At 46.4% G+C, this 18,129-nt stretch carries 16 protein-coding genes and 2 riboswitches; of the genes, 7 read left to right on the top strand and 9 right to left on the bottom strand.

Features of this window, described 5'->3' with window-relative positions:
- Positions 1-305 precede the first annotated feature (305 nt).
- From clpE to motB, 3 genes are all read left to right on the top strand, one after another.
- On the top strand, positions 306-2,402 hold the full coding sequence (gene clpE, locus SB847_RS02510; RefSeq protein ID WP_032874707.1) for an ATP-dependent protease ATP-binding subunit ClpE: 2,097 nt from the start codon (positions 306-308) through the stop codon (positions 2,400-2,402).
- A 169-nt stretch (positions 2,403-2,571) separates the two neighbouring features.
- Positions 2,572-3,387 (top strand): flagellar motor stator protein MotA, encoded by an 816-nt coding sequence (motA, locus tag SB847_RS02505; protein WP_007408461.1) that lies wholly within the window; start codon positions 2,572-2,574, stop codon positions 3,385-3,387.
- Positions 3,359-4,144: a flagellar motor protein MotB gene (gene motB / locus SB847_RS02500; RefSeq protein WP_003154685.1), complete on the top strand. Its 786-nt coding sequence runs from the start codon at positions 3,359-3,361 to the stop codon at positions 4,142-4,144. The genes motA and motB overlap by 29 nt, the downstream gene beginning before the upstream one ends.
- Positions 4,145-4,179: 35 nt before the next feature.
- Here the strand turns inward: motB and mhqR are convergent, their stop codons facing one another.
- Positions 4,180-4,626, bottom strand: coding sequence for a MarR family transcriptional regulator MhqR (mhqR, locus tag SB847_RS02495; RefSeq protein WP_003154686.1), 447 nt, complete (start codon positions 4,624-4,626; stop codon positions 4,180-4,182).
- A 198-nt stretch (positions 4,627-4,824) separates the two neighbouring features.
- Between mhqR and kinD the strand changes: the two genes are divergently transcribed.
- Positions 4,825-6,342 carry a sporulation kinase KinD gene (gene kinD, locus SB847_RS02490; RefSeq protein ID WP_410562580.1) on the top strand — a complete coding sequence of 506 codons (1,518 nt, stop codon included), beginning with the start codon at positions 4,825-4,827 and terminating at the stop codon, positions 6,340-6,342.
- 210 nt (positions 6,343-6,552) lie between these two features.
- On the opposite strand, the gene spo0E is transcribed toward kinD, so the two are convergent.
- The 6 genes from spo0E to SB847_RS02460 all read right to left on the bottom strand — a co-directional run bounded on the left by spo0E (position 6,553) and on the right by SB847_RS02460 (position 11,565).
- The gene (gene spo0E / locus SB847_RS02485) at positions 6,553-6,813 is read right to left on the bottom strand and encodes an aspartyl-phosphate phosphatase Spo0E (RefSeq protein ID WP_003154690.1); all 261 of its coding nucleotides are present in this window, start codon (positions 6,811-6,813) and stop codon (positions 6,553-6,555) included.
- Between the two features lie 283 nt (positions 6,814-7,096).
- Positions 7,097-7,633, bottom strand: coding sequence for a 1,2-dihydroxy-3-keto-5-methylthiopentene dioxygenase (locus tag SB847_RS02480; RefSeq protein WP_101669615.1), 537 nt, complete (start codon positions 7,631-7,633; stop codon positions 7,097-7,099).
- Between the two features lie 15 nt (positions 7,634-7,648).
- Positions 7,649-8,278, bottom strand: coding sequence for a methylthioribulose 1-phosphate dehydratase (locus tag SB847_RS02475; RefSeq protein WP_007610966.1), 630 nt, complete (start codon positions 8,276-8,278; stop codon positions 7,649-7,651).
- Positions 8,236-8,940 (bottom strand): 2-hydroxy-3-keto-5-methylthiopentenyl-1-phosphate phosphatase, encoded by a 705-nt coding sequence (gene mtnX, locus SB847_RS02470; RefSeq protein WP_082997922.1) that lies wholly within the window; start codon positions 8,938-8,940, stop codon positions 8,236-8,238. Before mtnX ends, SB847_RS02475 begins: the two co-directional genes overlap by 43 nt.
- Entirely contained in the window at positions 8,937-10,151 is a 1,215-nt protein-coding gene (gene mtnW, locus SB847_RS02465) for a 2,3-diketo-5-methylthiopentyl-1-phosphate enolase (RefSeq protein ID WP_015388316.1), read from the bottom strand. Before mtnW ends, mtnX begins: the two co-directional genes overlap by 4 nt.
- An 81-nt stretch (positions 10,152-10,232) precedes the next feature.
- A riboswitch (SAM riboswitch) is annotated at positions 10,233-10,332 on the bottom strand.
- A 36-nt stretch (positions 10,333-10,368) separates the two neighbouring features.
- Positions 10,369-11,565, bottom strand: coding sequence for a pyridoxal phosphate-dependent aminotransferase (locus SB847_RS02460; RefSeq protein WP_308825687.1), 1,197 nt, complete (start codon positions 11,563-11,565; stop codon positions 10,369-10,371).
- 91 nt (positions 11,566-11,656) lie between these two features.
- On the opposite strand from SB847_RS02460, the gene SB847_RS02455 reads away from it, so the two are divergent.
- From SB847_RS02455 to mtnA, 3 genes are all read left to right on the top strand, one after another.
- The gene (locus tag SB847_RS02455; protein WP_076424017.1) at positions 11,657-12,436 is read left to right on the top strand and encodes a carbon-nitrogen family hydrolase; all 780 of its coding nucleotides are present in this window, start codon (positions 11,657-11,659) and stop codon (positions 12,434-12,436) included.
- A 92-nt stretch (positions 12,437-12,528) separates the two neighbouring features.
- Positions 12,529-12,683: riboswitch (SAM riboswitch) on the top strand.
- Positions 12,684-12,792: 109 nt separating this feature from the next.
- Positions 12,793-13,977 (top strand): S-methyl-5-thioribose kinase, encoded by a 1,185-nt coding sequence (gene mtnK / locus SB847_RS02450; RefSeq protein ID WP_099566693.1) that lies wholly within the window; start codon positions 12,793-12,795, stop codon positions 13,975-13,977.
- A 6-nt stretch (positions 13,978-13,983) separates the two neighbouring features.
- Positions 13,984-15,045 carry an S-methyl-5-thioribose-1-phosphate isomerase gene (gene mtnA / locus SB847_RS02445; protein WP_349551609.1) on the top strand — a complete coding sequence of 354 codons (1,062 nt, stop codon included), beginning with the start codon at positions 13,984-13,986 and terminating at the stop codon, positions 15,043-15,045.
- Between the two features lie 241 nt (positions 15,046-15,286).
- On the opposite strand, the gene SB847_RS02440 is transcribed toward mtnA, so the two are convergent.
- Positions 15,287-15,784, bottom strand: a complete 498-nt coding sequence (locus SB847_RS02440; RefSeq protein ID WP_032874695.1) for a methylated-DNA--[protein]-cysteine S-methyltransferase — start codon at positions 15,782-15,784, stop codon at positions 15,287-15,289.
- Positions 15,781-18,000 (bottom strand): PAS domain-containing sensor histidine kinase, encoded by a 2,220-nt coding sequence (locus SB847_RS02435; RefSeq protein ID WP_032874693.1) that lies wholly within the window; start codon positions 17,998-18,000, stop codon positions 15,781-15,783. Before SB847_RS02435 ends, SB847_RS02440 begins: the two co-directional genes overlap by 4 nt.
- Positions 18,001-18,129: the final 129 nt, after the last annotated feature.

Raw genomic sequence — 18,129 nt, 5'->3', positions numbered from 1 at the left:
AAACAGATTCAGCTCTCTCCTCTAAGCAAAAATATTGAAAGAAAAAAAGGGCCGGCGTATACTCTTCATCAAGAAAGGTCAAAGCATTTCATTTCCTTTCTGACTATATTGGTCAAAGATAATCAGACCACGCAAATATCACTTATCATGCTGTAAACATTTATTTTTCGGGGTTTGAAACAAAACACTTGAAAGTCAAAGAAGGTCAGAGTATACTATTAATCAAAGAAGGTCAAAGTTAAGACCTTATTTTCTAATCCATTTGGTCAAAGATGATCAAACATTTTTCAAGGAGGTTTTGGCAAATGCGTTGTCAACATTGTCAGAAAAACGAGGCGACGATTCGCCTGAACATGCAAGTCAATTCCATTCAAAAACAATTCGTTTTATGTGAAACATGTTATACAGAATTAACCCGAAAACCGTCTATGAGCATGGGGCCGCAATCATTCGGGTTCCCGTTTGAGCAAGGTTTCGCTCCCAATCAAAATAAACAGCAGGCCGGCCCTGAAAAAGGCCTGCTCGACGAGCTCGCTCAAAACGTCACAAACGGCGCAAAAGCAGGTCTGATTGACCCTGTGATCGGCCGCGATAATGAAGTGGCGCGTGTAATTGAAATTTTGAACCGCCGGAATAAAAACAATCCGGTGCTGATCGGTGAGCCGGGCGTCGGTAAAACGGCTATTGCAGAAGGCCTCGCGCTTAAAATCGCTGAGGGCGATGTGCCGAACAAATTGAAAAACAAAGAGCTTTACCTGCTTGACGTCGCTTCTCTCGTCGCCAATACAGGGATCAGAGGCCAGTTTGAAGAAAGAATGAAACAATTAATGAACGAATTAAAAGAACGGAAAAACGTTATCTTGTTCATTGATGAGATTCACCTTCTTGTAGGCGCCGGCTCTGCCGAGGGATCAATGGATGCCGGGAACATCCTGAAACCGGCGCTTGCCAGAGGCGAGCTGCAGGTCATCGGGGCGACAACGCTGAAAGAGTACCGCCAGATTGAAAAAGATGCGGCGCTTGAAAGACGCTTCCAGCCTGTCATGGTTCACGAGCCTACAATAGAACAAGCCATCAGCATTCTGGAAGGCATTAAAGATAAATACGAGAAATATCACGGCGTCACATTCAGCAATGAAGCGATAAACGCCTGTGTTACGCTTTCATCCCGTTACATTCAGGACCGCCACCTGCCGGATAAAGCGATCGACTTATTAGATGAAGCCGGCTCTAAGGCGAACTTGGAGCTTGATACCGTAAATGAAGAAGATGCGGCTGAGAGACTCAAAGCAATTGACGCGGAGAAAACAAAAGCGCTTCATGAAGAAAATTATGAGCTTGCCGCGAAACTGCGTGATGAAGAAGCGGCGTTGGAAAAGCAGCTGGCGCATGAAACACCGGCCTCTTCACCTGAAATCGGGGCGGAGCATATTCAAGCCATCATTGAACAGAAAACAGGCATTCCGGTCGGAAAACTCCAGGCTGATGAACAAGTCAAAATGAAGGAACTTGAAGAGCATCTTCATCAGCGCGTCATCGGTCAGGAAAAAGCCGTGAAAAAAGTGGCGAAAGCGGTCAGACGAAGCCGCGCCGGCTTAAAATCCAAAAACAGACCTGTCGGCTCCTTCCTCTTTGTCGGACCGACCGGAGTCGGAAAAACCGAGTTATCAAAGACACTCGCAGATGAACTGTTCGGTACAAAAGATTCCATTATCCGTCTCGATATGAGTGAATACATGGAAAAACACGCCGTATCAAAAATAATCGGTTCACCGCCGGGATATGTCGGACACGATGAAGCCGGGCAATTAACGGAAAAAGTGCGCCGCAATCCGTACAGCATCGTGCTGCTCGATGAGATTGAAAAAGCCCACCCTGATGTCCAGCATATGTTTCTGCAGATTATGGAGGACGGCCGTCTGACAGACAGCCAGGGCAGAACGGTCAGCTTCAAAGATACCGTTTTGATTATGACAAGCAACGCTGGAACCGGCGAAAAACAGGTGAAAGTGGGATTCCAATCTGAAGAGAGCGTCCTGGAAGAACAAACGCTGATTGATTCACTGAGCGCGTTCTTCAAACCGGAGTTTTTAAACCGGTTTGACAGCATTATTGAATTCCAATCCCTGAAAAAAGAACATCTCGTGAAAATCGTCAGCCTGCTTCTCACAGAGCTTGAAGACACATTAAAAGAGCGCGGCATCAGCCTGAACGTCACCGATGATGCGAAAGAAAAAATCGCTGAAATCGGCTACCACCCAGCTTTCGGAGCACGCCCGCTCAGAAGAACCATCCAAGAATTGATCGAGGACGAAATGACAGATCTCTTATTGGATGACAACGAAATAAAAGCCTTCCATGTCGTAATGGAAGAGGACGGCATCAAAGTCCGGGCACAATAAGAAAAAAGCGGTTCCCTCCTCGCGGGGAGCCGCTTTTTTGTTTCTATCTCCATGCCGGAAGGGAGAAACTGTGAAGAATTCGGGAACAATTTCTCAATCACCCTAAAGTTCCATGCACTGCCACCGATATTAACCATAGAAAGCTAGTATAAAGGATTTGGTGAAAACTATGGATAAAACATCGATTATCGGTATCATCCTCGCCTTGATTGCTTTAAGCGTGGGCATGGTGCTGAAAGGGGTCAGCTTAAGCGCACTCGCTAACCCGGCAGCTATTCTGATTATTTTGTTCGGTACGATTTCTGCGGTGATCATCGCATTCCCCGGAAAAGAAATCAAAAAAGTGCCTGCCCTTTTTAAAGTGCTGTTTAAAGAAAACAAACAGCTGACAATTGCGCAATTAATTCCTATGTTCTCTCAATGGGCGCAAATCGCCAGACGTGAAGGTCTGCTCGCATTGGAAGCAAGCATTGAAGACGTGGATGACGCATTTTTGAAAAACGGCCTGAGCATGGCGGTTGACGGACAAAGCGCAGAATTTATCAGAGATATTATGACTGAGGAAGTTGAAGCGATGGAAGACAGACACCAGGCCGGCGCAGCCATCTTTACACAAGCCGGCACATATGCGCCGACACTCGGCGTTTTGGGTGCGGTCATCGGCCTTATCGCCGCTCTTTCCAACATGAACAATACCGAGGCGCTCGGACATGCCATCAGTGCGGCGTTTGTCGCCACCCTTCTCGGGATTTTCACAGGATATGTACTATGGCATCCCTTCGCCAACAAACTGAAACGCAAATCAAAGCAGGAAGTCAAACTGCGTGAAATCATGATCGAAGGCGTTCTGTCAGTGCTTGAAGGACAGGCCCCTAAAGTGATCGAACAAAAACTTCTCATGTATCTTCCTGCGAATGAACGCGCAAAAGTCGCTGAACAAGAAGGAGAGGCAAACAATGGCGAGAAAAAAGAAGAAGAAGCATGATGACGAGCATGTGGATGAGTCTTGGCTGATCCCGTACGCGGATTTGCTCACCCTTCTTTTGGCTCTGTTCATTGTATTGTTCGCCATGAGCTCGGTCGATGCGGCGAAATTCCAAATGCTGTCTAAATCATTTAACGCCGTGTTTACCGGAGGCACGGGTGTTCTTGAATATTCAAGCGTCACCCCTCCTGAAAACGAAAAAGACGGCGTTGATCAGTTAAAAAAAGACAAGGAAAAAGATAAAGAACAGAAAAAGAAAGAAAGAGAAGCAGCCGACCGCGAAGAACTTGAAGGCGTGCAAAAGCAAGTCAATCAATTTATAAAAAATAAAAAGCTTGAAACTCAGCTGGAAACAAAGCTGACTAAAGAAGGACTCTTAATTACCATTAAAGACAGTATCTTTTTTGATTCCGGACGGGCGGATATCCGTCAGGAAGATATTCCGCTTGCCAAGGAAATCTCGAATCTCCTTGTTCTGAATCCGCCGAGGAACATTATCATCAGCGGACATACGGACAATGTGCCGATTAAAAACTCACAATATCAATCTAACTGGCATTTAAGCGTCATGCGGGCCGTCAACTTCATGGCTATTCTGACAGAAAACCCGAAACTTGACGCAAAAGTATTCAGCGCCAAAGGTTTCGGAGAGTATAAACCGGCCGTGTCGAACAAAACCGCTGAAGGGCGCAGCAAAAACAGGCGCGTCGAGGTATTGATACAGCCTAGAAACGCCGCGACTGACCAAAATCAGTAATATAAAAAAGGAAGCCTTTCAAATGGCTTCCTTTTTTATTTCTGATGAAAATGTTTTGCGTTTAACCCCACTCTTTTCAGCATTTCCGTACACATTTCTATCTCTTCATCACTCAGCACACTGATCATTTCCTTAATTTCTTCAGCATGATCAGGGAAAATATCGTCCAAAAGACGGATTCCCTTTTCAGAAATCTGCGCGAAAGTCACTCTTCTGTCAGTCGGCGAGGCTTTTCTGATGAGAAGTTCTTTTTTCTCTAATTTGTCAACAACGTATGTAATACTTCCGCTCGCTAATAAAATTTTGTCGCCGATCTGCTGAAGCGGCTGGTTGCCTTTGTGGTACAGCAGCTCAAGCACCGCAAATTCCGTCGGGTTCAGACCGTGCTTATGAATATGTTTATTCATATGGTCGTTAATAGATCGGTACGCACGTGACAGTACAATAAATAATTTCAATGAGTTTTCTGTTTTATCCGTCATACATTCAATCATCCTTTTACAAAAGAAACCGTTACAGAGAAACATTAATAAACAAAATGAAAAATGTCAACAAAAATGTTTCCAAAATTTCTCTTCTTTTTGTCTGACCTTAATAAAATAATTTGTTTTTCTATCATTTTGGTTATTTTTTCTTATTAAAGAAGTATAAAGATGATATAATACCTCTATTCAAGTGTAATGTTGGAGCGATGCAGAGTGAATACATTTAAAGGTGCCCGGGGAAAGATCAAGCTTTATCTCATATTGGTGATCATCCCGGCACTTATTATCAGCTTTTTCATTTATGAAAAAGAAAAGCAGAAAATAGCCGATAAACACATACAGGAAGCCAGTATGATGCTCAACCTTCACCGCAATAAGCTCAATTATTTAATCGGTGAAACAACAGCCCGGATGACAACACTTGCGATCGCTGTCGATAAGCCTGTCAATGAAGAAAAGATCATTGACATTCTCGATCAGGCTTTTGAGGATGAACCCAGATTCAGCGGACTGTATATGCTGAATTCCAAAGGTGATGTCATCGCAAGCACGACTGATCTGAAATCAAAGGTGAATTTGGCCGACAGACCGTATTTTACGAAGGCGAAAAAGACGAAAAAAACGGTCATCACAAATGACTACTCCAGCAGAATTACAGGCCAGCGCATCTTCACGATCTGCGTGCCGGTGTTAGACGCAAAACGGGAAGTCACAGATTATTTAGTAGCCGCCATACAAGTCGATTATTTGAGAAATATGATCAATATGCTGAGCCCTGACGTTTATGTCAAGGCAACCAATCAGAATAAAGTGATATTTGCCAGCGGACGGGCTGATCAATCAGAAGGTGTGAAACCGGTCAGCGGCTATCTGGATGATATTAATTGGAATATCAATGTTTATCCGAAACCGGTTGAGCTGAATGAGCTGACCAAAAGCGTGCTGCTGCCGATGTCCAGTATTGCCGTGCTGCTGAATATTCTGTTCATTCTCGTTCAATATTATCTGCTTAAGCGCAAGACCCAGCTGGAGCGCGCTCAAAATGAAGCGCAGAAATTGGAGCTGATCGGAACGCTTGCCGCCAGCACCGCCCATGAAATCCGCAACCCGCTTACAGGGATCAGCGGCTTCATTCAGCTTTTGCAGAAAAAATACAAATCGGAGGAAGATCAGCTGTATTTCTCAATTATTGAGCAGGAGATTAAACGGATCAATCAGATTGTCAGTGAGTTTTTAGTGCTTGGAAAACCCACTGCTGAACGGTTGGAAGTGAACTCGCTGCAGGATATTCTTGATGAGATTATGCCGATTATTTATTCTGAAGGGAATCTGTATAATGTGGAAGTGAATGTGGAGATTCTCGTCAATCGGCCGCTCAAGGTCAACTGCACGAAAGACCATATTAAACAGGTGATTTTAAATGTCGCGAAAAACGCGTTGGAATCCATGCAGGAAGGCGGCCGGCTGTCCATCTATTTAGAAGCCCGCGATCATAAAGCAGTCATTAAGGTGGCCGACAACGGAATGGGCATTTCTGAAGATATGCTTGAACACATTTTTCTTCCGTTTGTAACGTCAAAGGAAAAAGGCACCGGCCTCGGCCTTGTCGTATGTAAACGAATCATGCTGATGTACGGCGGTTCAATTGACATTCAAAGCGAAGTCGATAAGGGCACAGAGGTCACCATTACCCTCCCTGCCGCTTCTCGATGAAAAAAACACCCTGGATCGGGGTGTTTTTCATTTAAAGAAGAATATGTGTAAGAGGATATACCAGAGGAACGGCATCATGGCCGGCAGATAGTACGAGGCGCTTCGTGAGCCGTGCCAGCGGAAAAATGTGCTGACAGTACGCGGTCATCTTTCGGATGCGGCGCTTGATCAGGAAGCGCATTCAGTCTTCGTTATCTGTTTTATCATCAATCATTTGTTTGCTTCATATGCAGGCATGACGTCACCGCGGGAGAACAAGCCTATTTTCTTCACAAGGCCCTGTATTCCTTGGTGATGTGTGCGATCACGGTTTACCAGCTGCTGATACGCGTTCATCAGACAGTCCAGTTCCTGGCTGTGCCTGATCGTGTCATATCCTGTAAACCCTTGCCTGTTAGCCGCATCTATCATCATTTTTCTTTTTTTATCAATAGATACAAGCAATTTTTCTTGTTCAGAATAACTGCCCATTCACTTCACCCCTCACCGCTAAAAGAATAGGAAACAAGTTTGATTGGGTTATTGAGCATTATTACAGATTATACTTTATTTGTAAACATTTTTTTACTAAATAACTTATTTTTTCATTTCGTATTGGAATCTTTGCATGAATACGAGAATAATACCCATTCGGGTAATGATATAAACAGAATGCGGCATATTCAATTCAAGATTTAAAAAACAGCTACAGCTGACTTTACATTACAATAAAAAACCTCTCATGCCGGCGGGGCATGAGAGGTTCGGGCGTCTATCAGTTTTGCACACTTTCATTCTCGTAAATCGGCACCCAGCCCTCAGTCGTCACGAAGATTCGGATTGCGACGACCCGGCGGTCTTCCTGAAGCGTAAAGTAGTGGCGGATGTTCTCCGGAACTGAAATCAAATCTCCCGGATTTAAACGGACGTCGAAAAATGTGCCGTCTTTGCCTTGAATGACGAAGATGCCGTGTCCGCTGACGATAAAGCGGACTTCATCATCCGTGTGGTGATGTTCTCTTTGGAAATTTTTTAATAAATCATCAAGATTCGGCGTGGTATCTGATAAAGAAATAACATCCTGAGACTGATATCCGCGCCGGGCTGAAATGTCCTGAATCTCCGTGTCAAACGCCGCGAGAATCCGTTCTTTTTCATCTTCGGTTAGATCGTATTTTTCCGAAAGCCCAGACGGAAGTTTTTCAATGTTCCACTGCTCATAGATCACCTCTTGTTCGTCTAAGAAGCGCGCTACTTCTTCCTGTTTTTCAATAAGCGTATTCTTTTCGTCATGAATTCTGATGGTCGCCATTTTCTATTCCTCCTTTTATTTTACCAGCTGCGGACGAAGTGACAGAAGCTTGAGGTGACAGCTGAATAAAAATTCATAGGCTTCCAGCACCCTTTTCGCTTCAAATGCGGTCCGCCCCCATGCCGTAATGCCGTGATTGCGGATTAATACCGCGCCTGATCCGGCGTCCGCATGGTGTGCGAAGTTTTCGGCCAATGCCGGGATGTGCGCCGGATTGTCAATGATCGGAACGGTCACGGACGCGTTTTCCTCCCATAATCCGAGCGCCTTAATCATCTCCTGCCCCTGAAAAGTGATTTGTTTTTCATCCCCGTAAAGCTCTGAGATGACATTATTATTGACGGTATGGACATGCAGACAGCAGCCGGCGTCTGTCTTTTGGTATAAGTAAGTATGGAGAAGCGTTTCCGCTGAGGGTTTTAAAGAATGGCCGGTCTCAGCGGGCTTACCATACTCATCGATTAAGAGAAAATCTTCGTCTGTTTCTTTTCGTTTGTCTTTTCCGCTCGCCGTAACGAGAAAAGTCAGCGGCGCGTCGGATACTTTGATGGAAAGATTCCCGCTCGTTGCCGGGAACCAGTCTCTTTCGGCCAGCTCGCGTTTTACCTCGGCAAGTTCGCGCCAGCGTTCTTCTTTTGCAGCCATGCCTGCACCTCCCCGATGTTTTCAATGCCTGTTTTCACCTCATGAAAATCTTGAAAAGGCAGATGCCGGAGACCGAGTTCTTTGCATTCAGTCAAAAGATAATCTCTCGCAAAGCACATATCGGATAACTTTGCAGCCTCGACATCCGTGACCGAATCACCGATCATAACGAGAAATTTCTGCTGATCGGATAGCTTCCGGATGACTGACGGTTTGCAGCAGCCGCATTGATTGGTACAGTCTCCGTCACAGGCGTGCGGCCAGTCTATATGAATATATTCATTGTCAAAGGATGCATGATTGCAGAAAATCCGCTCCTTTTCTACGATCCCTTCCAAAAGCGGATGCACAAAAAAGTCCATTCCCCCGCTTACGATATAAAACGGGAGGCCGTTTGACCGGACAAACGAGACAAAATCCAAAAAGCCGTCCCGTATTTTCGCATCCTTCAGGATAAAGCCGGTCAGTTCTTCTTTTAAGCTGCTCGGCAGCAGTCCGAACATCCGTCCGACTCCTTCTTGGATTGATATGCTTTTAGACAGAACACCGTCTTTTATTTCAAGCCACTCAGGAGGCGCGAATTCTTTCATCATGCTGACAATGTTGTCGTTCATGGTGACCGTTCCGTCGAAATCACAAATAATCAGCGGCGTGCGGGTCATACGGCTTCCACCCTTCCCCATTTGTCTAATGCGAGCTGAAGATCTTTGCACGACGCGGCTTTTTCTTCAATCGGCTGCGCTTCAAGCACCGCATCAATGATGGCGCGGAACGCTCTTCCGCCGCCCTCGGCTCCTTTCGGATGGCCGTGAATGCCTCCGCCGGCATTGATGATGTGATCGATGCCGAAATCGCGCATCAATAATGGCACCATACCGGGGTGAATGCCTGCTGACGGGACGGCAAACGACGGATGAAAGACATCGTCTTTTACACATTCATCATGGATTGCAAGTGCGGACTCCTTCGGAAGAGCAACGGATCCGTAAGGTGACGGAAATAAACTGAAATCAGCGCCGCAATAGCGGTTCAGCTTGCCGAGCAAAAGCGCATGCGACAAGCCGTAAACGGGAGATGATGTGAACGCGCCGCTGACTGCCGGATGCGCCATGATCGGAAGCGGGATTTCCCTGTCTTCAGCAAGGCTCTGCATCACATCTAAACCGTAAGCGAACACATTCAATAAAAGGGCGTCCGCCCCGAGTTCTGCCGCGCGCCTCGCTTTATCCCGCAATTCAGCCGTCCTTCCCGTAAGGTTTACGGCATACAGCGTTTTATGCCCCGTCTCCTCCCGGGTTTCCTTCAGGACTTGTTTTCCTTCGATAATGCGGGTTTCAAACGGAGCCAGTTCATTTTCAAAGAAAATTTCGTCATCTTTAATCAGATCCACGCCGCCGAGCGCCTGCTGTCTGAGCTGTTCTTTAATGTCGGCGAGATCCCGTCCGATCACGCCTTTAAATATGCTCATCAGAAGCGGTCTTTCAAATTCGCCCAGCAGTTTGCGGATGCCGTATATACCGAATTTCGGCCCGGGAAGGGAGCGTTTAAACCCTTCGGAAAATTCAAGATCAGTCAATTTTATTTTTCCGTCCAGTGACAGCTTTCCGAATACCGTCGTCAGGACGGCCGGAATATCTCTTGAAAAGTTCGCCTCGGGATAGGCGATGGTGATGACGGATTGTGTTTCGTTTTCTGAGGTTCCTTCTTTCTCCTCAACTTTTACGACCCGCCCTTTATGTTTTCTGAGCTGTTCCTGCTTCACCAGAGGCAGGTCAGTCCAGGAGCCTACTGTCAGCCCCGCCGCAATCTGTTCCGCCCGCTTTTCACTGTCCGTTGTGTCTGTCAGAAGATATGTTGCCAATACTTCGCTCATGCGTGAACGCCTCTCTTTCTTTCGCAAAACATAAAAAAACCTCTTCCGTATGAGCAGAAAGAGGCTTCGTGTTATGTCCGAATCTTATCTCTCAGCTCCTGCTGCAAGAATTAGCACCGTGCTTTATCAGTCGGTTGCCGGGCTTCATCGGGCTCGTCCCTCTGCCTGCTCTTGATAAGAATAATGATTTTATAAAGTATTTTGAATTATCGCATTGTTATCCTGATATGTCAATGCTTTTTCGGGTGAAAAGATTCAGTTTCCCGATCCGTTCCGCAGCTTCTTTAAGTCTTTCTTCACTTGTCAGAAGACCGACTCTTATATAGCCTTCCCCCCATTTTCCGAACCCGTTTCCGGCAGCGACCGCGACATCCGCTTTCTCGAGCAGCAGATCTGAAAACGACTGTGACGTATAACCGTCAGGCACAGGGAGCCATGCAAAAAAGGAGCCCGCCGGAGCCGTCACATCCCAGCCGATATCGCGGCAGGCTTCAATCCATGCATTGCGTCTCGATTCATATCTGTCATTTTGCGCTGCGACGCATGCCTGATCCGCTAAAAGAGCGGCTGCCGCCGCCTGCTGCGCCGCGGGAAACAGGCTGACAAACATATGATCCTGATAAAGGTTGATCGCTTCGATGACAGAAGCGTTTCCGGCGGCAAATCCGACCCGCCAGCCCGCCATATTATACGTTTTGGACAAGGTATAGATTTCGATTCCCGTCTCTTTTGCGCCTTCAGTCTGCAAAAAGCTCAGCGGTTTATGACCGTCAAAGCCGACGGCTCCGTACGCGAAATCATGAACGACACAAATGCCATTTTGCTCCGCAAAGCCGACCGTCTCCTCGAAAAACGCCTCAGTCGCCACAGCGCCGGTCGGATTATTCGGATAATTGAGATACAGCAGCTTCGCCTCGCTCCGCACCTTTTCAGGAATTACGCTGTAATCAGGGAGAAACCCTCTTTCTTCTGTCAGCGGCATCATTTCCATTTTCGCTTTCGCAAGGGCGACGCCCGACCAGTAATCAGGATATCCGGGATCAGGCACCAGAATGGTATCTCCCGGGTTTAAAAGACATTGCGGAAGCTCAACAAGTCCCGCCTTGCCTCCGAACAGCACGGCGACTTCCGTTTCCGGATCAAGCGTGACCCCGTACTCCCTTTCATAAAATGCAGCGGCTGCTTTTTTGAAGCTGTAAGCGCCCCGGAATGATGAGTATTTATGATTTTCCGGCCTTTCGACGGCGCGCTTCATTTCTTCAACGATATGCTGAGGCGTCGGCTGATCAGGGTTTCCCTGCCCTAAATTGATGACGTCTCTGCCTTCTTTCAGCTTTTGATTCACTTTTTGCACCAATGATGCGAAAAATTGTTCCGGCAGCTGTTTGAGTACATCTGAGATTTCAAAGTTCATATTTTCACCTTCTAAAAATGTCTTGAAATGATAGTCCATCATCATATATGGTTAAATAAAAAAAGTAAAGAGAAACTTGAGGTGTTAAAAAATGAAATGGACCGTTTCCTGTTTGCAATTTGATATTTCATACGGAAATCCTTCAGAAAACTTTAAAAAAGCAGAATCTTTGATTGAGCAAGAAAGCCGCCATGCGGATGTAATCGTGCTTCCTGAGTTGTGGACGACCGGCTATGATCTCACACGGCTAGACCAGCTGGCGGATGAAAACGGCAAAGTTTCGGAACAATGGCTTAAAGAAACGGCAAAAACATACAACGTACACCTCGTTGCCGGATCTTTTGCGGTCAAAGAAGGCGAAAATGTCTATAACACCATGTACATCGCCGATAACAGCGGACAGATCGTGAAGCGGTATCAGAAAGCCCATCTGTTTCAGCTGATGGATGAACACCTTTACTTGGCAGCAGGAAACAGCGACGGTTCCTTTGAGCTTGACGGTGTCAAGTGCGCCGGGCTGATCTGCTATGATATCCGTTTCCCCGAATGGATCAGAAAGCATACGTCCCAGGGCGCGAATGTCCTGTTTATCTCTGCGGAATGGCCTCTGCCCCGCCTTGATCATTGGCGAAGCCTGCTTATCGCCAGAGCAATTGAAAACCAATGTTTTGTCGCAGCCTCTAACTGCACGGGGTCCAATCCCGATAATGAATTTGCCGGCCACAGCCTGATTATTGACCCGTGGGGCCGGATTTTAGCCGAAGGAGACCGGACGGAAGGCGCAGTCCGGGCGGAAATCGATGTGTCAGAAAGCGCGGCCGTTCGCGGAACCATTCCGGTTTTCCAAGACTTGCGGCGTGATTTATATTAATTTTCAAAAAAATGTTGACAAGAATATCCGGCACCTGCTAATATTTTCATCAACTGATTAATCCGAATTGTGATACAAATCAATATATTTTTCTCTTATCGAGAGTTGGGCGAGGGATTGGCCTTTTGACCCCAACAGCAACCGACCGTAATTCCATTGTGAAATGGGGCGCGTGATTTTTGCGCCGAGACGATTGTCTCGTAAGGCACGGTGCTAATTCCATCAGATGTTATCTGAGAGATAAGAGGCGGACTGCACTGTTTCAGCCTCCTTCTCTTTCAGAGAAGGAGGCTTTTTTTCGGGCGTATTCTCCGTCACGATCTCTTACTGCCACTACATAATTGGAGGGTAAATCCATGTCAGCAACTAAAACAAGTCTTTATGAACAATTAACAGAAAGCTCCGCCGCCGCGTTAGCCGTCAAGCTCGGCTTGTTCCAAAGCAAAAGCACTCTGACATGCCGTGAAATCGGCGACGGCAATTTAAATTACGTCTTTCATGTTTACGATAAAGAAAACAAAAAAGGACTGATTATTAAACAGGCAATCCCTTACGCGAAAGTCGTCGGTGAAAGCTGGCCGCTTACCATTGATCGGGCGAGAATCGAAAGCAGCGCCCTCATCCGCCAGGGCGAACACGTGCCGCACCTCGTTCCGGCCGTTTACTATTCCGATACTGAAATGGCCGTCACGGTTATGGAAGACCTCTCCCATTTGCGGATTTCAAGAAAAGGGCTGCTGGAAGGGCAGCATTATCCGAACTTATCGGTTCATATCGGTGAATTTTTAGGGAAAACGCTTTTTTACTCATCCGATTATGCGCTTGATGCGAAAGTAAAGCAGCAGCTCGCAAAGCAGTTTACAAATCCTGAGCTTTGCAATATTACAGAAAGGCTTGTGTTTACAGAACCGTTTCTCGACCATGAGACAAACGATTTTGAAGAGGAGCTGCGCCCATACGCAGAAAAAGTTTGGAACAATTCCCGGCTGAAAGAAGGCGCTGACGAATTGAAAGCCATCTTTCTGAATTCCGCGGAAACATTGGTTCACGGCGATCTGCACACGGGAAGCATCTTCGCCGATGAACATGAAACAAAGGTGATTGATCCCGAGTTTGCTTTCTTCGGACCGATCGGGTTTGACATCGGCCAATTTATCGCCAATCTGCTCTTAAACGCCCTCAGCCGCGACGGTGACGACAGACAGCCGTTATATGACCATACTGCCGCCGTATGGGATACATTTGTGAAAACATTCAGTGAAGCATGGGAGAAAGACTGCCTGCCTTCCCGCAGACACCTGCTGGAAGACACACTGAAAAACGCGTTTGAGGAAGCGGTCGGTTTTGCGGGATGCGAATTGATCCGGCGCACGATTGGACTCGCCCATGTGGCTGACTTAGATGAAATCACTCCGTTTGACAAACGAATCGAACGGAAGAAGCTGGCGCTTGAGATCGGCGCCTATTATATCGAAAACAGAAAAGAACTGAAGCATATCACCGAGGTTCTGGACCAATTTAAGCTCCGTGTAAAGGAATGATGCAGCATGACCAATGAATTTGCCATCCCCCGTTCTGTAGAATGGAAAGAAACCTATATTCGCATTTTAAATCAGCAAAAGCTTCCCGACGTCACTGAATATGCGGAACTTGAAACAAAGGAAGATGTATTCGACGCGATTGTCACGCTGAAAGTAAGGGGCGCCCCGGCCATCGGTATAACCGCGGCGTTCGGACTCGCGCTCTCCGCCAAGTCGTTTGAAGCCCGCGACCTTTCAGATTTCCGACGTCAGTTCGCGGACGTCAAAGCGTATTTAAACAGTTCAAGGCCCACTGCCGTCAACCTCGCGTGGGCGCTTGACAGACTGACGGATTCGATCAGGGATGCGATCTCAATCAATGAAGCGAAGACAACGCTCGTTCATGAAGCCATTCAAATTCAGATTGAGGATGAAGAAACATGCCGTATGATCGGCCAAAATGCGCTGCACCTTTTTAAAAAAGGCGACCAGATCATGACCATCTGCAATGCGGGCTCGATCGCCACAAGCCGGTACGGTACGGCGCTTGCTCCCTTTTACTTAGCAAAACAAAAAGACCTCGGCCTTCATATCTACGCATGTGAAACAAGACCCGTTCTCCAAGGATCACGGCTGACGGCGTGGGAGCTGATGCAGGGCGGAATTGATGTCACGCTCATTACCGACAGCATGGCCGCCCATACAATGAAGGAAAAACATATTTCTGCAGTCATTGTCGGCGCTGACAGAATTGCAAAAAACGGTGATACGGCCAACAAAATCGGAACGTACGGCCTCGCTATTTTGGCAAACGCCTTTCAAATTCCGTTTTTTGTGGCCGCACCGCTTTCGACATTTGACTTGCAGATTGAAAACGGCGATCAGATTCCGATTGAAGAAAGAGATCCGGATGAAGTCAGACAGATCTCCGGCATACGCACCGCTCCCGAGGATGTTCCGGTCTTCAATCCGGCCTTTGACATCACACCGGGCAGCCTGATTTCCGGCATTATAACCGAGAAAGGAATTGTGACCGGTTCTTACAAGGAAGAAATTGAACAATTATTCGCTGACTGCCAGCTGAGCTGAAAAACCGCTGATGATGTTGCCTCAGGCAATGTCAGCGGTTTTTTTGTCTGCACAATGTAATCACTTCATCTTTTTGGACGGCTGTAATGAGATGCATTTTAAAAAACAGCTCTGCATAACCGGCTATCTTCTGCGGGCGGCTCATTTTCATCAGGCTTCGTCCTCCTTTTTCATCAGACCAACTTTTTTCACTTAATAAAATGATATGTCGGACGTGAAAAAACGGAACGTGCCATACGCTTTATTTTTCTTTATAGGATATTTGTTCGATGTTCAGCAGCACCGCTTTTACATCCGTCTTCGTGCCCGCGTATCCCGTTAAGGCGCTGTTTTTGCCGATTACCCGATGGCACGGGATCAAAATCGGCAGCCGGTTTCGTTTATTGGCTTGTCCGATGGCGCGCACCGCTTTCGGTTTTCCGATCGCTTCAGCCATATCGCCGTAGCTTCGGGATTCCCCGTAAGGAATCATCGTCAGCGCGTTCCATACCCTTTCCTGAAAGGGTGTGCCTTTTTGTCTCAGAGGCAGAGAGAATTGCTTTCTTTCTCCTGAAAAATATGCTGTCAGCTGCTGTTTCGCCTCCGACAGCAAAGCGGTTTCGCACGGCTTTACGCCGGGCGCGCCTTTCCGCCATTTCTCAAACTCTTCCCCGGTGAGAAACAGGCCGGTAATAAAGCTCTCTTCCTCTGTTACGATGACGGTTCCAAACGGCGCTTTCACACTTGTAAAACAGATCATTCCCCGCTCCTTCTTTCCTCGGTATTCTGCCGGACCGGAAGCGTCAAATGAAAAACCGTGCCCTTCCCTTCTTCACTTTCCACATGAATGCGGCCCTGATGCTCTTCGATGATTTTATAACTGACCATGAGGCCGAGGCCCGTTCCCCTGTCTTTTGTCGTGTAAAATGGTTCACCCAGACGTTTTAATTTGTCTTCGGAAATGCCTGTTCCTTCATCTTGAATAGAAATCAAAATGTGGTCTTGATCAGAAGACTGAATGGTCACGTAGATATTGCCGCCGCCCGGCATGACTTCAATTGCGTTTTTTAAAATATTGATAAACACCTGTTTTAATTGATTCGGTTCACAGTAAATCGGCGGGATGTTTCCGGTCAGGTTCAGATGGATCTGCACATTAACAAGATTGGCCTGGGCATTCAAAAGATCAGCCGTGTCTTTCATAATCTGCGTCACGTCTTTTTCTTCATATAATATCGCCTGAGGTTTCGCTAAAATTAAAAATTCAGTGATGATAGACTCGATGCGTTTTAATTCTGAGGTAATGACGTTAAAGTACAGAGAATATTCACCTTCAATGCTTCCTTGAAGAAGCTGAATGAACCCTTTCAGCGCCGTCATCGGGTTTCTGATTTCGTGGGCGATACCCGCCGCCAGCTCCCCTACAACATGAAGAGTGTCGGATTTCCGCAGCCTCTCTTCAAGCTCTTTGGCCTCTGTGACATCTTTAAAGATGGCCAGATTCATATTTTGAATGATATTTCTTTTGAAGGAGAATTCCAGTTTGCGGCTGTCGCTGCTGCTTAACAGGAAGGGGATTTCATTATCCATTCCTTCTAAATCAATCTTTCTGGCGGGAACACCCGCGTTTTCAATATCAAATAAAGAAAGAATATCCGGAACGGTGTACGCTCTCAGCTCCTCATCCGGCATACCGAGTATACGGCTTGCGAGAGGATTCGCGTCAATAATGCGGAATTGGTTGTCAAATAAGACCTTGCCGTCCATTGAGCCGTTGAATACTTTTCTGAATTTCAGCTCGCTTTCCCGCAATTCTTTTTCCATCCGCTTACGATCACTGACATTTCTTAAAATGGTTAAATGCTGACCTTCAAGTATGGTTCGTTTTGATGTGAACTCAAGCTCTTTAAATTGGCCGTTTGCCATCTGAAACAGCATTTCTTCACGGATTTCTCCGTATTTTTCATATTTCTTCTTAATCTGCTTGTATTTTTTCTGCGGATCAACGATAAACGTACATAAATTCCGCTCCACCAGCTTATCCATCGGCAGTTCGAAAATGCGGCACGCCGATTCGTTTGCTTTGGCAATCTTTCCGTCATCAGACCAAATGACAATCGCGTCCATGGCGTTTTCAAAAATTTCGCGGAATCGCTCTTCGCTTTTAAAGAGTTTCAATTCCATCAACCGTTTCTCTGTTATGTCTCTCATAATAGACATGTAGAACCCGCTGATTAAGTTGGACGTAATCGTAAATTCAAACAGCTTCTCTTCGCCGGACCGAAGCTTGACAGGCAGTTCTCCTTTGGCGTTTCCTTTTCTGCGGAGGGTTTCCCAGATTTCTTTCAGATGCTTTTTGTTTTCTCCGTCGGTAAAATGGCGGAGCGACAGATGGGACAATTCATTCTGGCCGATCTCAAAGCTTTTGCAAAAAGAGAGGTTCGCATCAATAAACCCGCCGTCCTTATCAAACAGCACGATGCCGTCGACAGCCCTGTCAAACAAATCTTTAAACAGCTGCTCGTTCATGGAGAATTCGCGCTCTAATATTTTTTTAGAGGAGATATCCCTCATCACCACAAAAAAATAATCCTCCCCAATTCCGTCTCTGGCGAGGAATTCAATGTATTTCGTCGCGCCGCTGTCAAGCTTAATCGGCACCTCTTTCCACAGATGGCCTTTTTTTAAAAACTTTTTCACGGCCTTATTCAGTTCTTCCTGAGGCACGGAATATAAAAAATCCAGGACGGAGCGGTTAATGAGGCTCTCTGCCTCAATCTGCATCATCCGGGCCGCAGCCTCGTTCGCCTGGACGATTTTCATTTCCTTACGGCATATAAAAATGGCATCAAGCGTGTTATTCATAATCACGTGATACCGGTTCAAATCACTCTTCAGGCGGTCATTTTCCTCTTTCATCCGCTTCAGCTGCTCTTTCAGCGACTCTTTTGTTTGCAAATCCAGAGTTTCAGCCATTCAGTACACTCCTTCTTCAAAAACCTATCCTTCAATATTTCTACAAAATACCTCATCTTCCTTCATTCGCCCTATACATTTCAGAAAATTTCAATGATATGACAAGTTAAAGTCTTTTTCTACGATCCT

Source organism: Bacillus sp. SIMBA_026, assembly GCF_046535335.1.
GTDB lineage: Bacteria > Bacillota > Bacilli > Bacillales > Bacillaceae > Bacillus > Bacillus velezensis.
The sequence above is the reverse complement of the archived record's forward strand: the minus strand, read 5'-3'. Positions and strand labels throughout refer to the sequence as shown.

Coding starts and splice junctions, on each gene's coding strand:
- clpE (WP_032874707.1), top strand. CDS start 306: ATGCGTTGTCAACATTGTCAGAAAAACGAGGCGACGATTCGCCTGAAC.
- motA (WP_007408461.1), top strand. CDS start 2,572: ATGGATAAAACATCGATTATCGGTATCATCCTCGCCTTGATTGCTTTA.
- motB (WP_003154685.1), top strand. CDS start 3,359: ATGGCGAGAAAAAAGAAGAAGAAGCATGATGACGAGCATGTGGATGAG.
- mhqR (WP_003154686.1), bottom strand. CDS start 4,626: ATGACGGATAAAACAGAAAACTCATTGAAATTATTTATTGTACTGTCA.
- kinD (WP_410562580.1), top strand. CDS start 4,825: ATGTTGGAGCGATGCAGAGTGAATACATTTAAAGGTGCCCGGGGAAAG.
- spo0E (WP_003154690.1), bottom strand. CDS start 6,813: ATGGGCAGTTATTCTGAACAAGAAAAATTGCTTGTATCTATTGATAAA.
- SB847_RS02480 (WP_101669615.1), bottom strand. CDS start 7,633: ATGGCGACCATCAGAATTCATGACGAAAAGAATACGCTTATTGAAAAA.
- SB847_RS02475 (WP_007610966.1), bottom strand. CDS start 8,278: ATGGCTGCAAAAGAAGAACGCTGGCGCGAACTTGCCGAGGTAAAACGC.
- mtnX (WP_082997922.1), bottom strand. CDS start 8,940: ATGACCCGCACGCCGCTGATTATTTGTGATTTCGACGGAACGGTCACC.
- mtnW (WP_015388316.1), bottom strand. CDS start 10,151: ATGAGCGAAGTATTGGCAACATATCTTCTGACAGACACAACGGACAGT.
- SB847_RS02460 (WP_308825687.1), bottom strand. CDS start 11,565: ATGAACTTTGAAATCTCAGATGTACTCAAACAGCTGCCGGAACAATTT.
- SB847_RS02455 (WP_076424017.1), top strand. CDS start 11,657: ATGAAATGGACCGTTTCCTGTTTGCAATTTGATATTTCATACGGAAAT.
- mtnK (WP_099566693.1), top strand. CDS start 12,793: ATGTCAGCAACTAAAACAAGTCTTTATGAACAATTAACAGAAAGCTCC.
- mtnA (WP_349551609.1), top strand. CDS start 13,984: ATGACCAATGAATTTGCCATCCCCCGTTCTGTAGAATGGAAAGAAACC.
- SB847_RS02440 (WP_032874695.1), bottom strand. CDS start 15,784: ATGATCTGTTTTACAAGTGTGAAAGCGCCGTTTGGAACCGTCATCGTA.
- SB847_RS02435 (WP_032874693.1), bottom strand. CDS start 18,000: ATGGCTGAAACTCTGGATTTGCAAACAAAAGAGTCGCTGAAAGAGCAG.